13 protein-coding genes and 1 tRNA gene are annotated in these 13,846 nt (G+C 27.2%); 2 read left to right on the top strand and 12 right to left on the bottom strand.

Annotation, left to right across the window (positions count from 1 at the left end; translation table 11 throughout):
• Positions 1 to 60: 60 nt before the first annotated feature.
• The 6 genes from lepA to IC213_RS01565 form a co-directional block, all read right to left on the bottom strand.
• Positions 61 to 1,866, bottom strand: a complete 1,806-nt coding sequence (gene lepA, locus IC213_RS01590) for a translation elongation factor 4 (protein ID WP_227482848.1) — start codon at positions 1,864 to 1,866, stop codon at positions 61 to 63.
• A gap of 282 nt (positions 1,867 to 2,148) precedes the next feature.
• Entirely contained in the window at positions 2,149 to 2,397 is a 249-nt protein-coding gene (locus tag IC213_RS01585) for a hypothetical protein (RefSeq protein ID WP_227432566.1), read from the bottom strand.
• A gap of 29 nt (positions 2,398 to 2,426) precedes the next feature.
• On the bottom strand, positions 2,427 to 3,434 hold the full coding sequence (spoIIP, locus tag IC213_RS01580; protein WP_227432565.1) for a stage II sporulation protein P: 1,008 nt from the start codon (positions 3,432 to 3,434) through the stop codon (positions 2,427 to 2,429).
• A 17-nt stretch (positions 3,435 to 3,451) separates the two neighbouring features.
• Positions 3,452 to 4,402 carry a GPR endopeptidase gene (gene gpr, locus IC213_RS01575; RefSeq protein ID WP_227432564.1) on the bottom strand — a complete coding sequence of 317 codons (951 nt, stop codon included), beginning with the start codon at positions 4,400 to 4,402 and terminating at the stop codon, positions 3,452 to 3,454.
• A gap of 302 nt (positions 4,403 to 4,704) precedes the next feature.
• Complete coding sequence (locus IC213_RS01570; RefSeq protein WP_227432563.1) at positions 4,705 to 5,490, bottom strand: alpha/beta fold hydrolase; 786 nt, start codon at positions 5,488 to 5,490, stop codon at positions 4,705 to 4,707.
• A 33-nt stretch (positions 5,491 to 5,523) separates the two neighbouring features.
• A complete protein-coding gene (locus tag IC213_RS01565; RefSeq protein WP_227432562.1) occupies positions 5,524 to 6,045 on the bottom strand; it encodes a helix-turn-helix domain-containing protein in 522 nt (173 codons plus the stop codon).
• 540 nt (positions 6,046 to 6,585) lie between these two features.
• Between IC213_RS01565 and rpsT the strand changes: the two genes are divergently transcribed.
• Positions 6,586 to 6,852, top strand: a complete 267-nt coding sequence (gene rpsT, locus IC213_RS01560) for a 30S ribosomal protein S20 (RefSeq protein WP_227432754.1) — start codon at positions 6,586 to 6,588, stop codon at positions 6,850 to 6,852.
• A 189-nt stretch (positions 6,853 to 7,041) separates the two neighbouring features.
• On the opposite strand, the gene holA is transcribed toward rpsT, so the two are convergent.
• From holA to IC213_RS01540, 4 genes are all read right to left on the bottom strand, one after another.
• Positions 7,042 to 8,085 (bottom strand): DNA polymerase III subunit delta, encoded by a 1,044-nt coding sequence (gene holA / locus IC213_RS01555; protein WP_227432561.1) that lies wholly within the window; start codon positions 8,083 to 8,085, stop codon positions 7,042 to 7,044.
• A complete protein-coding gene (locus tag IC213_RS01550; protein ID WP_227432560.1) occupies positions 8,048 to 9,328 on the bottom strand; it encodes a ComEC/Rec2 family competence protein in 1,281 nt (426 codons plus the stop codon). Before IC213_RS01550 ends, holA begins: the two co-directional genes overlap by 38 nt.
• Positions 9,329 to 9,457: 129 nt before the next feature.
• Complete coding sequence (eis, locus tag IC213_RS01545; protein ID WP_227482854.1) at positions 9,458 to 10,642, bottom strand: enhanced intracellular survival protein Eis; 1,185 nt, start codon at positions 10,640 to 10,642, stop codon at positions 9,458 to 9,460.
• 8 nt (positions 10,643 to 10,650) lie between these two features.
• Positions 10,651 to 11,556 (bottom strand): DUF2156 domain-containing protein, encoded by a 906-nt coding sequence (locus IC213_RS01540; RefSeq protein WP_227432558.1) that lies wholly within the window; start codon positions 11,554 to 11,556, stop codon positions 10,651 to 10,653.
• Between the two features lie 186 nt (positions 11,557 to 11,742).
• Between IC213_RS01540 and IC213_RS01535 the strand changes: the two genes are divergently transcribed.
• Positions 11,743 to 12,579: a ComEC/Rec2 family competence protein gene (locus IC213_RS01535; RefSeq protein WP_227432557.1), complete on the top strand. Its 837-nt coding sequence runs from the start codon at positions 11,743 to 11,745 to the stop codon at positions 12,577 to 12,579.
• A 128-nt stretch (positions 12,580 to 12,707) separates the two neighbouring features.
• On the opposite strand, the gene IC213_RS01530 is transcribed toward IC213_RS01535, so the two are convergent.
• On the bottom strand, positions 12,708 to 13,412 hold the full coding sequence (locus tag IC213_RS01530; RefSeq protein WP_227432556.1) for a ThiF family adenylyltransferase: 705 nt from the start codon (positions 13,410 to 13,412) through the stop codon (positions 12,708 to 12,710).
• Positions 13,413 to 13,568: 156 nt separating this feature from the next.
• Positions 13,569 to 13,665 (bottom strand) — tRNA-Sec (locus IC213_RS01525).
• Between the last annotated feature and the right edge of the window lie 181 nt (positions 13,666 to 13,846).

Below are 13,846 nucleotides of genomic sequence, written 5' to 3'. Positions count from 1 at the left end.
AATTCTAAAATCACTCTAGCTTTTAAGTATATTTATCTAAATTTATAAAAATTTAATAAATTATTCATCCAACTTAAGTACAGACATAAATGCTTTTTGAGGAACTTCAACAGAGCCAATTTGTCTCATACGCTTCTTACCTTCTTTTTGTTTTTCAAGAAGTTTCTTCTTACGAGATATATCTCCACCATAACATTTAGCAAGTACATCTTTTCTTAAAGCACTTATTGTCTCTCTTGCAATAACCTTATTACCAACAGCAGCTTGTATAGGTATAGCAAATTGATGTCTTGGAATTTCTCCTTTTAATTTCTCACACATTGCCTTTCCTCTAGGGAAAGCACGAGTTTCATGTACAATAAAACTAAGTGCATCAACTTGCTCTTTATTAATTAAAACATCAAGTTTTACAAGAGTAGATGCAACATATCCCTTAATCTCATAATCAAGAGAACCATATCCTCTAGTTCTTGATTTTAAGGCATCAAAGAAATCATAAACAACTTCATTAAGAGGAAGGTCGTAATGAAGCATTACTCTTCTCTCATCTATATATTCCATGTTTAACATATTTCCACGTCTTTCCTGGCAAAGTTCCATAACAACACCTACATAATCTTTAGGAACTATTATATCTCCTTTTACTATAGGTTCTTCTATCATTCTTATCTCAGCTACTTCTGGCAAATTTGCAGGATTTTGTATCATTACAACTTCTCCGTCAGTTTTTGTAACTCTGTATATAACAGATGGTGCTGTAGTTATTATATCAAGATTAAATTCTCTCTCAAGTCTTTCTTGCATTATTTCCATATGTAAAAGACCTAAAAATCCACATCTAAACCCAAACCCTAGTGCTGCTGAAGTTTCAGCCTCATATTCAAGGGCAGCATCATTTACTTGTAATTTTTCAAGAGCATCTCTTACATTTTCATATTTTTCACCTTCTCCTGGATATATACCACAATATACCATTGGAGTAGCTTTTTTATATCCTGGTAAAGGTTCTTCTGTAGGATTATTTGAATCTGTTATTGTATCCCCTACACGACAGCTTCTTATGTCTTTTATACTAGCAGCAATATAACCAACATCACCTGCTGATAATTCACTAAGTTCAGTTTGCCCTGGAGCCATAACACCAACTTCAGTTACTTCAAACTTTTTCTTAGTATTCATCATTTTTATTGTCATACCTTTTTTAACAGTTCCTTCAAACACTCTAACATAGGCTACAACACCTTTATAAGCATCGTAATAAGAGTCAAATATTAACGCCTTTAATGGTGCTTCATTATCTCCTTTAGGTGCAGGGACATTTTTTACAATATCTTCTAAAACATCTTCTATATTTAAACCTGTTTTAGCTGAAATAAGAGGTGCTTCACTTGCATCAAGCCCTATTATATCTTCAATTTCATGTTTTACTTCATCTGGTCTTGCACTTGGTAAATCTATTTTATTTATTATTGGTAATATTTCTAAATCTTGGTCTATTGCAAGATACACATTAGCTAAAGTCTGTGCCTCAACACCTTGTGCTGCATCGACTACCAATAATGCTCCCTCACATGCTACTAAACTTCTTGATACCTCGTAATTGAAGTCTACATGTCCTGGTGTATCTATAAGATTTAAATAATATTCATTTCCATCCTTCGCCTTATACATTAATCTTATATTTTGAAGCTTTATAGTGATTCCTCTTTCTCTTTCAAGATCCATGTTATCAAGTAATTGACTCTTCATGTCTCTTTCACTGACAAGCCCCGTTTGTTGTATTAATCTATCAGCTAAGGTAGACTTTCCATGGTCTATATGTGCAATTATACTAAAATTTCTAGTTCTACTTTGTTTATTGTCCACCTTAAATTCCCTCCTCTTGATTATTCTTATAGTTATCATTTTATATTATATAAAAACTTTTTATATATCAAATTTTAAATTTTTGAATATAAACTAATTGGCATTAAACAAAATTATCCACATTATATGTGGATTATCAAGTCTAACACTAAATATTATATAATATCATAAACTTAAAGTAAATCCTATAAAATATAGTTAATGTGTTTTTATTTTATACAATTAAAGATACATAACTAAAATAAGGCTTATTTTAATCAATAAACCTTATTCACTTATTTCCTACTTATTAAATTTTTCAACGATTTTGTGTATATCAAAATCTGGTATATCAAACTTTGTAATATCAAATTTAATACTTGAGAAATAATTATGTTGTTTTATTCCCAACATACTTTTAGCATTACTATCAACTATAAATACACAAATGGATGTACCTATAATCATAATAACTAAAAATATAATTCTCATAATATACTTATATTTTCTTTGTTTACTTTTACCTTCTATATTTCTTTCTAATCGGCTCATTCAACATGCTCCTAATTACACTAAACAATCTAATTTTTTTGTTTAAAATATTCATCTAAAATTTCAGCAAGATACTTTGTAGTAGCCTTAGATTCTTCTATACTCGTTGCATTATTTCCAATTTCTATTAACATGTGATTTTTAACTGCAAATTGATTAAATCTAGCATAGTCTTTTTCTACTATTGGAGACACCAAGCCTGGATATTTCTTTTCAGCAAAAGCAGTTATATCATCTGCTAAAGCTCTAAGTTGTGCTTTATTTTCATTTTTTCCTCCTACAACAAAGAAGAATTTAGATACTCTCTCTCCATTTATCATAGTTGTATATTTCAAATGGTCTTTTTCTTTAGTGGCTGGATTAGTTAAATCCCTAGCATCCCTATGTAAATCTATTGCTATGTCCACTGTATTATATTTAGGGAGTATACTTTTTATTGTTTTTAAACTACTTGCATAAGAGTTATTATAAGATGGATAGTCATGGTATTTAGTAGTATGGACTACACCCCATCCCTTACTGTCTAAAGCACTAGTTAATGCATTTCCTACTTCCATTACTGAATTTTTCTTATCTCTTGAATGATAATTTCCATCAGGTGAGTTTGAATAAGTTTCACACCCATGAGTATGATATATCAAAATTCTTGGATTTTCTTTAGTCACTCTTAAGTCATCTTTATACTCTGCACTAGATGCAGTACTAGTTTCAGTTGTATCTGAGTTTTTTGACTCAATATCTGGAACATTTTCTTTACCAACATAAAGTTTTATATATTCTTTTTCGCTTTCTTTCTTATTGTCGGATTTACTTACATCCTCAGATTTTTTATTTTCATCTTTACTTTCTTTACTTGCTTCTTTATTTTTATCACTCTTTTTATTTTCTGTATTATTTCCTTCGACTTTAGCTTCTGGATAAGATGAATTTACTAAAAACTTTAAAAAGTCATCTTGATTTAAAGCCAATGATTTTCCTGGTAAAATGCATGCTAATATAAAAGTCAAGGTTACTACTTTAATGCATTTTTTAAACATATTTGCTCCTCCTTATTTTACAATCTACCTGGATGTAAAGACCTATTCAGACCTTCACTTATTATTATAGATAGATTTTCAATTGTATCATCTATATCTTTTGGTGTTACGATTAAGTTCTTATCATATGGATCTAACGAATCTTTTATTAGATGATATTTTTCTTCCTCTTTAAGTTTTTTCAACATATTATAAAAACTTTCTGTTTCTTCTGATTGAGATATTAAATTATCTATTGCCATATCCAAAACATCTATAGTAAGAGTTGCTGCGTCAACCACAGTTGGAACTCCTATTGCAATAACATCCACTCCTAAGGTTTCTTTAGTGAGAGATTTTCTTGTATTACCAACACCTCCACCAGGTGATATTCCTGCTGTTGATATTTGTATAGTAGAGTTTACTCTTTCCATTTTTCTTGATGCTAGTGCATCTATTGCTACTACTCTATCTGGCTTAACTTTCTCAACTAGTGACTTCACTACTTCACTAGTTTCTATCCCAGTAACACCCATAACCCCTGGACTTAGAGCTGATACCTCAGTAAAATCATCATCATAATCCTTGTTGTAATTTTTAAAGAGATGTCTAGTTACTAGTGTTTTAGATACACTTTTGGGACCCAATGCATCAGAAGTAATATTTCTATTTCCAAGACCAATTACTAGTGTCTTTTTATTTTTGTCTTGTCCAAATACATCTACTAATTCATCTTTTAGATAATTTATCATCTCTTCTCTTGACTCATCATCATCAAACTTCATAAGATTACTTTCTAGGGTTATATACTTTCCTATATCTTTGTTCATTATCTCTGAACCTTGTTCATCTATTACTTCAACTTTTGTTACAACACAATTTTCTAATTCTTTAGTTTCTATTTCCACCCCAGGAATACTACTTCCTTCTTGAGATTTTTCACACATTTCACTAGCTTCTAAAGCCAAATCTGTTCTTACATTAATCATATAAACCTCCAGTATAAATTAAATGCTAATTATAATTGTTAACAAAATTTAGTATTTTATAACAAAAAACTATAAATTTATTTAAAACAAGTAAAATTAAGGCTTTCAATGTAAGAAAATTGAGTTTGGTCAGTAAATAGTCAGTAAACTTCCTTAACTATCATCTATTTACAAATATAAAAAGGTAGCAACTATTTATATAGGCGCTACCTTTTAATCTATTTATCAATTTCATATTATCAAATTCCTGTCAAATTTTCATTCATTATACATTTCTTTTTATCAAAATAACTTTATAATTTCTATATCATTTCATTCTGTTGAAAAAATGGTTCAGTAATCTCCAACCACTCATTTGGCAAATAAATAGCTAGATAACCATGATTATATCCCTTAGCTTCATAAATTTTACAAGAAGGTACATAAGACTGAAACATCTTTGCAGAGTTTTTTACACATTTCATTTCCTTTTCACCATACCAATACATCACTTGTGCTGTAGTTTCTCTTAAACTCTCCTTAAGTGTGTACTTCATCATATAAGTACGATACATAGCATAGAGTGTTTCTTTTCTGACATGTGGCATATCTTTCATATAATAGTTCTTAATTTCATCTGGATATTGCATGTTTTTTGGAAATAATTTTGACATCATAGCAATTTGAAATCTACAAGCTTTTTCACTAAATAAAAGCCCTCTAAAAAATCGAATCGACATCATACAAGCTCGTGCCATATTGGGTCTAGGATAGCAAATACTGCCATCAATAATTGCCTTTTCAGTAATATCGGGTTTTCGAGATAAAATCTCTATAACAATCTGTCCACCAAGAGATACTCCACACAGAGAAAAAAGATGACCACCACACTCTTCATCTATATATTTCATCAATTTATCTGCTGTATCCTCTGTAGAAATATATGCAGTCTTGTATTCTTCTCCATGACCATCCAGTGTAGGAAGTATTACATGATAGTATTCAGACAATACTCGTGCTTGTCGTAAATAATTCCACCATGCATTCCCACCTCCATGAATCAGCATGATATGTGGATTGTTTTTATTCCCAAATTCATGAAAGTTCATATATAATACCTCCTTATAAAAACAAAATGTTTGTTATTTCTTCTTCTCATCATTTTTTGCAGGTGGAGAAGATATAATTGAGAGTTTTCGGAGTTTTAAATCTGATTTGGGTTCTTGGTCTATGTATGGCTTCAATAAATCAACTATACTTTGAAGAAGATTTTCATATTCTCTATCAGTTATATATAACAATGCTGAAGTGAAAAATACATTGTCTTTCTTATTGTCTTGATTTTTCAAACTAAAATATTCATTCATTTCTTGCATCAAACCCATATGAAATGCTGTAGAGAGTGAAACAGATGCATCTACTTCCATATCCAAAGCATATTCCTTTAATGAATAAATTTTTTCAATTGTACCACGTACACGATTTTCTTTAACTACTTCAATCATATTGTTATCTTCCAAAATTTTAACATGGTGGTAAACTGTTGCACGAGGAATATCACTTAGATACTTCACAATATCAGATGTACGAACACTACCATGAATTCTGATATACTGTAAAATTCGGAGTCTAGCTGGATTTAAAATTAGTTTTGTTGTATCCACTTTATCAATCCTTTCTTTAATCCATAAAATTATTATAGTCTAATTTTTTATACTATACAAGAGTATGATATAAAACTATTAAACAGTCAACAGTAATAAAAATAGCGATAGTATAGTTCTGCTTATCTGCGACAATAAAAAAATTACCTTTAATTAATAGAAAACTTTCATATTAACCATATAAATTCATATTTTTATAAAATTTATTACTAAGTCCATAAAAATGAGTAATTTCTTGTATTATCTTATAATTATTGGAAATACTATCAAAATGTATGTTAATAATTTGTATTATTTCAAGATATATGTTACAAAAATAAAATATTAAATTGTATCTATTAAAATATTTAAAGAACAAAATATATCAACATAAAAACAAAATATTTCAAATTATTTATACATAATTTATAGTCTAAAAAATCAAAACAAAAAACATTATTAAAATATATAAATAATAATCCTTGATTTTTAGATTTATTTCTGTTAAAATCTAATATGTTGACGATGAATATGAGAAAAAAATACAGGGAGGTGAACACGGTGGCAAATATAAAATCAGCTAAGAAAAGAATAAGTGTTATCGAAAAGAAAACTGCTTTAAATAGAGTTAGAAAATCTCAAATAAAAACTGCAATAAGAAGATTCGAAGATGCTGTTGCAGCTGGAAACAGAGAGGATGCTGTTGTTAAGTTCCAATACGCTCAAAAAAGAATATACCAAGTAGCTTCTAAAGGAACTATACATAAGAATGCTGCAGCTAGAAAAGTAGCTAAATTAGCTCAAAAGTTAAACGGTATGAACGCTTAATTACCAGTTTATATTTCTTATATATAATAACCCCTATGTAGGGGTTTTTTATTTTGGAAATTTATACAATAAAAAATAAATAGTTAGACATATTATAGTAGATTATATACTCTTAGACTCAATCTAGCCTACTTGTACTTTGAACTATAACATATCTTGCTATTTATTTTTTATTAATGTATAATTTTTTTACACTGCTTGTCTTTTACAGTATCTACTAACCAACATTTCTACTGCTAAGGTATCCCTTATAAGACCTGTTTTTATTTTATAATCACTTTCTAATATATAGTTTAAAATTTCTATGATTATATCATCAGAAAAGTTCTTAGCCTGCTTTAATGCTTTTCCTATTACAAATTGATGAATTTTTAATTTATCTGCTATAAGTTTTGCTGAGTATCCCTCTAATTGTAATTGTCTTACTTGCATAACTATTTTAAACTGTCTAGCTATCATAGAAAATATACCTAAAACAGATTCGCCCTCCTGTATCATATCATTCAATATTTTCATTGCATTAGAAGCACTTTGCTCTCCAATATAATCAATTAACTTAAATATATCATTTTCAACCTTTTTAGGAGATAATTTATCTATTATATCATTAGTTACACTATTTCCCTTTCCAACAAATGAGCTAATTTTATTTATCTCGTTTTCTAAGTCTGATAAAGTCTTTTCACTACTTTTATCTCTATATCCTTCTTGTTCAATAAAATACATTATCTGAGAGTTTTCTATTATAACTTCATTTAGAGCAAAAGATTTTTTTATCCACTTAAATAAGTCCATATCAGAAAGCTTGTCACAGTTAAAAACAATTCCATTATTACTTATCTTTTTAACTAAAGATTTTCTTTTGTCAATATCTCCGTATACAACAAAAACTATGGTAGTAGTGTCTGGAGTATTATCTAAATGCTCTATCAAGTATTTTTCGTCACTATCTGTAAAATTCTTTTTCTTTCCTTTTAGTAACTCAAAGTCTTTTACTATTACTATTTTTCTATCATCCATAAAAGGAAGTGTCTCTATAGAGCTTATAAGCTGATTTAAGACTATTTCCTTTCCATCTATTATATCTAAGTTAAAATCGAGCATTCCTTCGTTTAAATTCTCTTTAAAGACTTTTATTGCATTTTCTATTAAATAATACTCTCTGCCATAAAAAAGATACATTTTCTCAAGTTTTTTATCTTTTATATTCCTTATAATATCCTTGTAATCCATTTTCTTGCTCCTTTATCTCTTTTCCTTCTATGTAAAATATGTAAAAAAATACTCCTATGTAATAAATCACTACAATATAAAGTTTAGGGTTATCTATATCAATATATGTAAAATTTAAATTGCTGAGTTTCTCTAGTAAAAAAAATATGATTTCTATCAATGTACTGTTAAATAAAGCTATTATTTTAGCTATTACTACACTTATTTTAAATATTATTAAACTTGCAATACTCAAATACATTATTATACCTATAAATGGTACTATGATTAAATTTCCTATGATTGAAACCAATGGTATACCTTTAAATGTATAATATATTATAGGCAAGGTTAATATATTTGACGATATTGTCAATGATACCATACTTAATTTTATAATACTATTTATTTTATTGTAAAATATTAGTATAGAGAATGTAGCTAAAAAAGATAATTGAAAACTTACATTATATATAACATAGGGGTTATTTATAATTAAAACTATCCCTATTAGAGACAGTGTTGATATTCCATCCTTTTTTCTATTAATAAAGACTGATAAATAGAAAACCATAACAAATGTTATAGACCTAATTATAGATGGAGACGCACCTACCATTATACAATATAAAGATATAAAAATCGACAATATTAATAATTTATACAATTTATTTATACCTCTTAATAAAAAAGCAATTACAACACATAGTATGCCTGTATGAAGACCAGATATAGATATTACATGGCTAGTTCCTGTTCTGGTGAACATTTCTTTTTGCTCATCTGTCAGATTTTCAACTTCTGCTAACAATATAGAATTTATAAAATCCGAATTTTTCTTATATAAATATCTATACGTTTTATTTATGTAAAACTTTACTTTACCTATTAAGTCATATATTTTATTCTTACCAATAATTTTATAGCTATTTATATATATTATACCTTTATATCCAGTGCTTTTTATATACCTTCCATAATCAAAATCTTCATATTTCATTTTAGCTAAACTTTTAAATTTGCCTGTAATATTAACTTTCTGACCAATTTTCAAATTTTTAGTTCTTGTGTAATCATTTATTAAGAAAGCTCCTACTTTATACTGATTATATCTAGGCTTTTCAAGTCTTCCTTTAACTGTTCCTTGTATAGTTATTATCTTATCATTAAATTTTTCATCCTCTTTCTTCTTATTTGTGATAATAAAAGATACAGCTATCACAAATATTAATATAATTAGTAAAGGTCTTCTTATTTGAATCATAATCACTCCTCTAGAAAACATATTATTTAGATTATTTTCAAATAAATATTTTTTAAACAAAAGAAATTATTCTATAAACAAAAGAATACGTCAAAAGATTTATTAAAATCTTTTGACGTATTTTCACTTCTATATATATTCATTTATATAATTATCTTTTTTAGAAAAAATGCAATTAAGTATTTCTATTGTTTTTTTTGAAATACCCTTTATATTATTTAATAAAAGTGCTTCTTCAATGTCTATATAAGAAAATGCCAATTGTGTTAAAGCATTTATATCTAATTTAATATCAAAACACTCTTGAAGCTCATCTGTACATTCTTTATTTAATTTTTCTAACATTACTTTTTTATTTTGTATAGATATTTTGAATAGTCCATTATTCTCTTCTATATATTTATCTTCTATATATAATTTTATAGAGCCATTAATATCCTTATCAATATCTATATCTTCAATAAATTGCTTTACATTTATAACTCTTCCCATCATAAAAGGTTTTATTTTTATCTCACAGTCTTTAGGATTGTCTAATATAAACCTTATCTTATCTATCATAGGAGTAGCTATAGTAACTATCTTACATTGAGTATTGTGATTATATATAAATTTAAGCATTGATTTAAGAGCATCTATGTTTTTATAAAATAGCTCTCTGACAAACATTTTATCTCCTTGAAGAAAATAAATTACATATCCATCTTTTTCACTATCTTCATGGATATATAAATGTCCATCTTCACTTTGGATTTCTTTAAATAAGTTTTCATAATAATGTTCATCTTTTAACACATTACCATTAACCTCATTTAAAAATACTTTATCTATTTTAATTAAATCATCAATTTGTGATAAATTAGCTTTTATCATTTTTCCATTTGCCTTGAAAGTTTTTAAATCATCTGTTTTGATAGTATATTCAATTTGGTCATAACAATGCTCATATCCAAACCTTCTATAAAGTCTATAATCAATTGGCATTAATATAGATACTAGTTGTCCTTTCTTATACAACTCATTTAAAGTAAATTTAATAACTTTACTCATATAGCCAGTTCCTCTCCCCTCAGGAAGTGTGGAAACCCCTACTACATACGATGTATTGTATACCTTACTATTTAAACTTAATTTATACTGGTTTAGCTGAAGAGAGGAAACAATTTTTCCTTCATCTAAAGCTATTACAGTATTTTCATATTTATATTTATCATTAAAATAGTATTTCATAAAACTTTCACTATCATTAAAGCAATAACTCCATATTTCTTTTATACTTTCTATTTCTTCTTCTTTAGCATACCTAATCTCCATATAGTTTATTAAGCCTCCCTAACACTGTACTTTTCAACAAATCTACAAGGGTGGTAAGAAAGTTTAGCTTTTCTCAGACCTTCAATACCTAAGTCTTCTTCTCTATTTACAAACTCAACATCTTTAAATTCACTTACTAAAAATTGTTGGTTTATAAATGGATATAAACCTCTTATATCTGGATTGGCTTTTTCTATATGAATTAATGCCATGTTTTTATTTAAAAGCTCTCCGATACTAAATGCTTCTAATTTTCCATCCACATATACACCAAATACTTTTACTTTATCTTTTAAAATATCATAATTGTTAAATATCTTTTTGATACCAACTAATTCATCATCCATACTTTCATCAAATTCGTTATTTTCTTCTTTGTTACTTTCCCATTCTTTCATTAATACTAAACATTCATTGAAGTTTTCTTTATCTAATAATCTTGCTTCATATCTACCTGCATATTCTTTTAAGAAATAATTTATATGATTTCTCTTCTTTTGATTCTTTTTACCTGCTAGCGTTCTTAAACTTTCTGCATCATAGATATAATCAAATAAATCTCTTTCTTCTATATACTCAAATCTATTTGGGTATTTTTCTTTTAAAAATTCTACCACTTCAGTAGTAATACCTCTTAAGTATATTTTTTTGTTGTTATGTGAAAAATACTCAAGTACAAAATCTACAACTTCTGGAAGTTTGTCTTTTTTAGCAAGTGGTAATATTGAGAAACTATCTCCTTCATATTCACCAACTAAAACAGCAAAATCTTCACCTATATAGTATCCTGTCTTATAAACATGTTGCCACATATATAAAGTACTAAAACAGTACTCACAAGCTTCATAATCTACTAAATCAAAATAAGGGTCTAGCTCCTTTTTTGAATTTAGTTCAATATCTTTGAAAAACATAAAATCCTCCTACCTTTTTATTGCTTAATTTTTTAAAATTTTATTTTGTATCTATAAAAACTCCAATTTAGTTATGGTATTAATTTCACTTATATTGTCTAAAATATAAAATAGGATAGTTCCCATATATCTTATATTACCCATCATAAAATTATATAAACATGTAATGACTGGAGTGATTTTTTATTGAGAAATAAAATTTTTTTATTAATACTTATTATAATATCACTTTTAAGTGCTTGTGACAAAAAATCTCTACTATCTATACATATGATAGATGTTGGACAAGGTGATAGTCTTTTAGTTCAAACACCTACAAAGAAAAATATATTAATTGATGGAGGTGATGAAGATAGTGGAAATATAGTTACTAGTTACTTGAAACAAAAAAGAATAAAAACCATTGATATAATAATAGCTACGCATCCAGATTCAGACCATATAGGAAGTCTTGATAATGTCATAAAAAAATTTAATGTAAACTCCATCTATATGCCTGAACAATCAACAGAAAGTGAAGCTTATCAAAATCTAATAAGTTCTTGTAATGATAAAAACCTATCTATACAGTATCTATACAGAGATGATGTTTTAAATATCGATAACAATATAAATATATATGTATTAAGTCCTTCATATATACAGGAAGAACCTAATTTAAACTCAATAGTTTTTAAATTAAATTTTAATGACACCTCATTTTTATTTATGGGCGATGCTGAAGAAGCAATTGAAAAAGAAATTTTACATTATTTTAAATTAGATAACATCAATTTTATAAAAATCGGTCATCATGGAAGCAATTCATCAACTACTTTAGAATTTATTGAAAAAATTCATCCAGATATAGCCGCAATATCGTGTGGATATAAAAATCAATATGGACATCCTCATAAGGAAGTTATCAATAATTTAAAACAAAACAATATATCAATTTATAGGACAGATAAAATAGGTGATATTGTTTTTTATAGTGATGGTAAAATGATATTTACAAAACACAAATATAAAATAGACACTTAACATAAGAAATAAAACTGTAACTACATAACAGAACTAGGCTAAAAGTATCAACATAAAATGGTTTTATATTGATGCTTTTAGCCTTTAAAATATGTCCATAAAATTTATAGATAAAATATTTAGTATTATTACCCTAATAATTCATTAACTATTACAGATGCAATTACTAGACCTCCAACAGATGGCACAAATGATACACTACCTGGTGTTACCTTTTTACCATTCATGACTTTCTTTTTAAGTTCTATTGGTTGTTCAGTTGAATATACCACCTTTAATTTTTTAATTCCTCTATCTCTAAGCTCTTTTCTCATGACTTTAGCTAAAGGACAAGTACTTGTTTTGTGTATATCAGTAACAACTATTTTAGTTGGGTCCAATTTATTTCCCATACCCATAGAACTTATTATTTTTAAACCTCTTTTTTCACATGTTTCAATTAAATGTATCTTCGAGCTTACCATATCTATTGCATCCACAACATAATCATATCTTTCTGTTAGTATTTCACTACTAGTATCTTTATTATAAAGATTTCTTATTTTTTTTATATTAATATTAGGATTTATATCTAAAATTCTTTCTTCCATAACATCGACTTTATATTTTCCCACAGTTGAATGTAATGCTGGTATTTGTCTATTTATATTTGTTATATCTACATCATCAAAATCAACAATAGTGAGATTACCCACTCCAGCTCTTGCTAAAGCTTCAACAGTAAAACTACCTACTCCTCCAACTCCAAATACTATTACATTTGAATTTTTAAGTTTTTCTATACCATCATCTCCAACTAGAAAACTAGTTCTCGTTGTAAAGTTATTTTCCATTTTTCCACTCTCCTAGACTTTTATATACCTAATATTAGTATTAGAAAATTTACATTATATAATACTAGATATTATATATTACTAAAACTAAATTATCTCAAAATAATTTTTAAATTTAAAAAGGTATCTTTTAATATTAAAAGATACCTTTTATACTGGCGGGAATGCGTGGGAATCGAACCCACCTAAGAGGCTCTTAACCCCTCATACTAGTTTTGAAGACTAGAGGGCACACCGGCACCCATCCACTCCCATAACGAAACGTTTCTCAACGAAATCTATAATATCATATATTTTGACTCTTTGCAACAATTTTTATAGATTAATTTGATAGCAAATCATATTTTAAATAGTTTTTATCTATAGCAATTAATATTTATATATCTTCTTATTATATTTATAACTATATTTATAAACTTAAAAACTGGAAACCA

The sequence above is a fragment of the Clostridioides sp. ES-S-0049-02 genome, assembly GCF_020658465.1.
GTDB lineage: Bacteria > Bacillota > Clostridia > Peptostreptococcales > Peptostreptococcaceae > Clostridioides.
The sequence above is the reverse complement of the archived record's forward strand: the minus strand, read 5'-3'. Positions and strand labels throughout refer to the sequence as shown.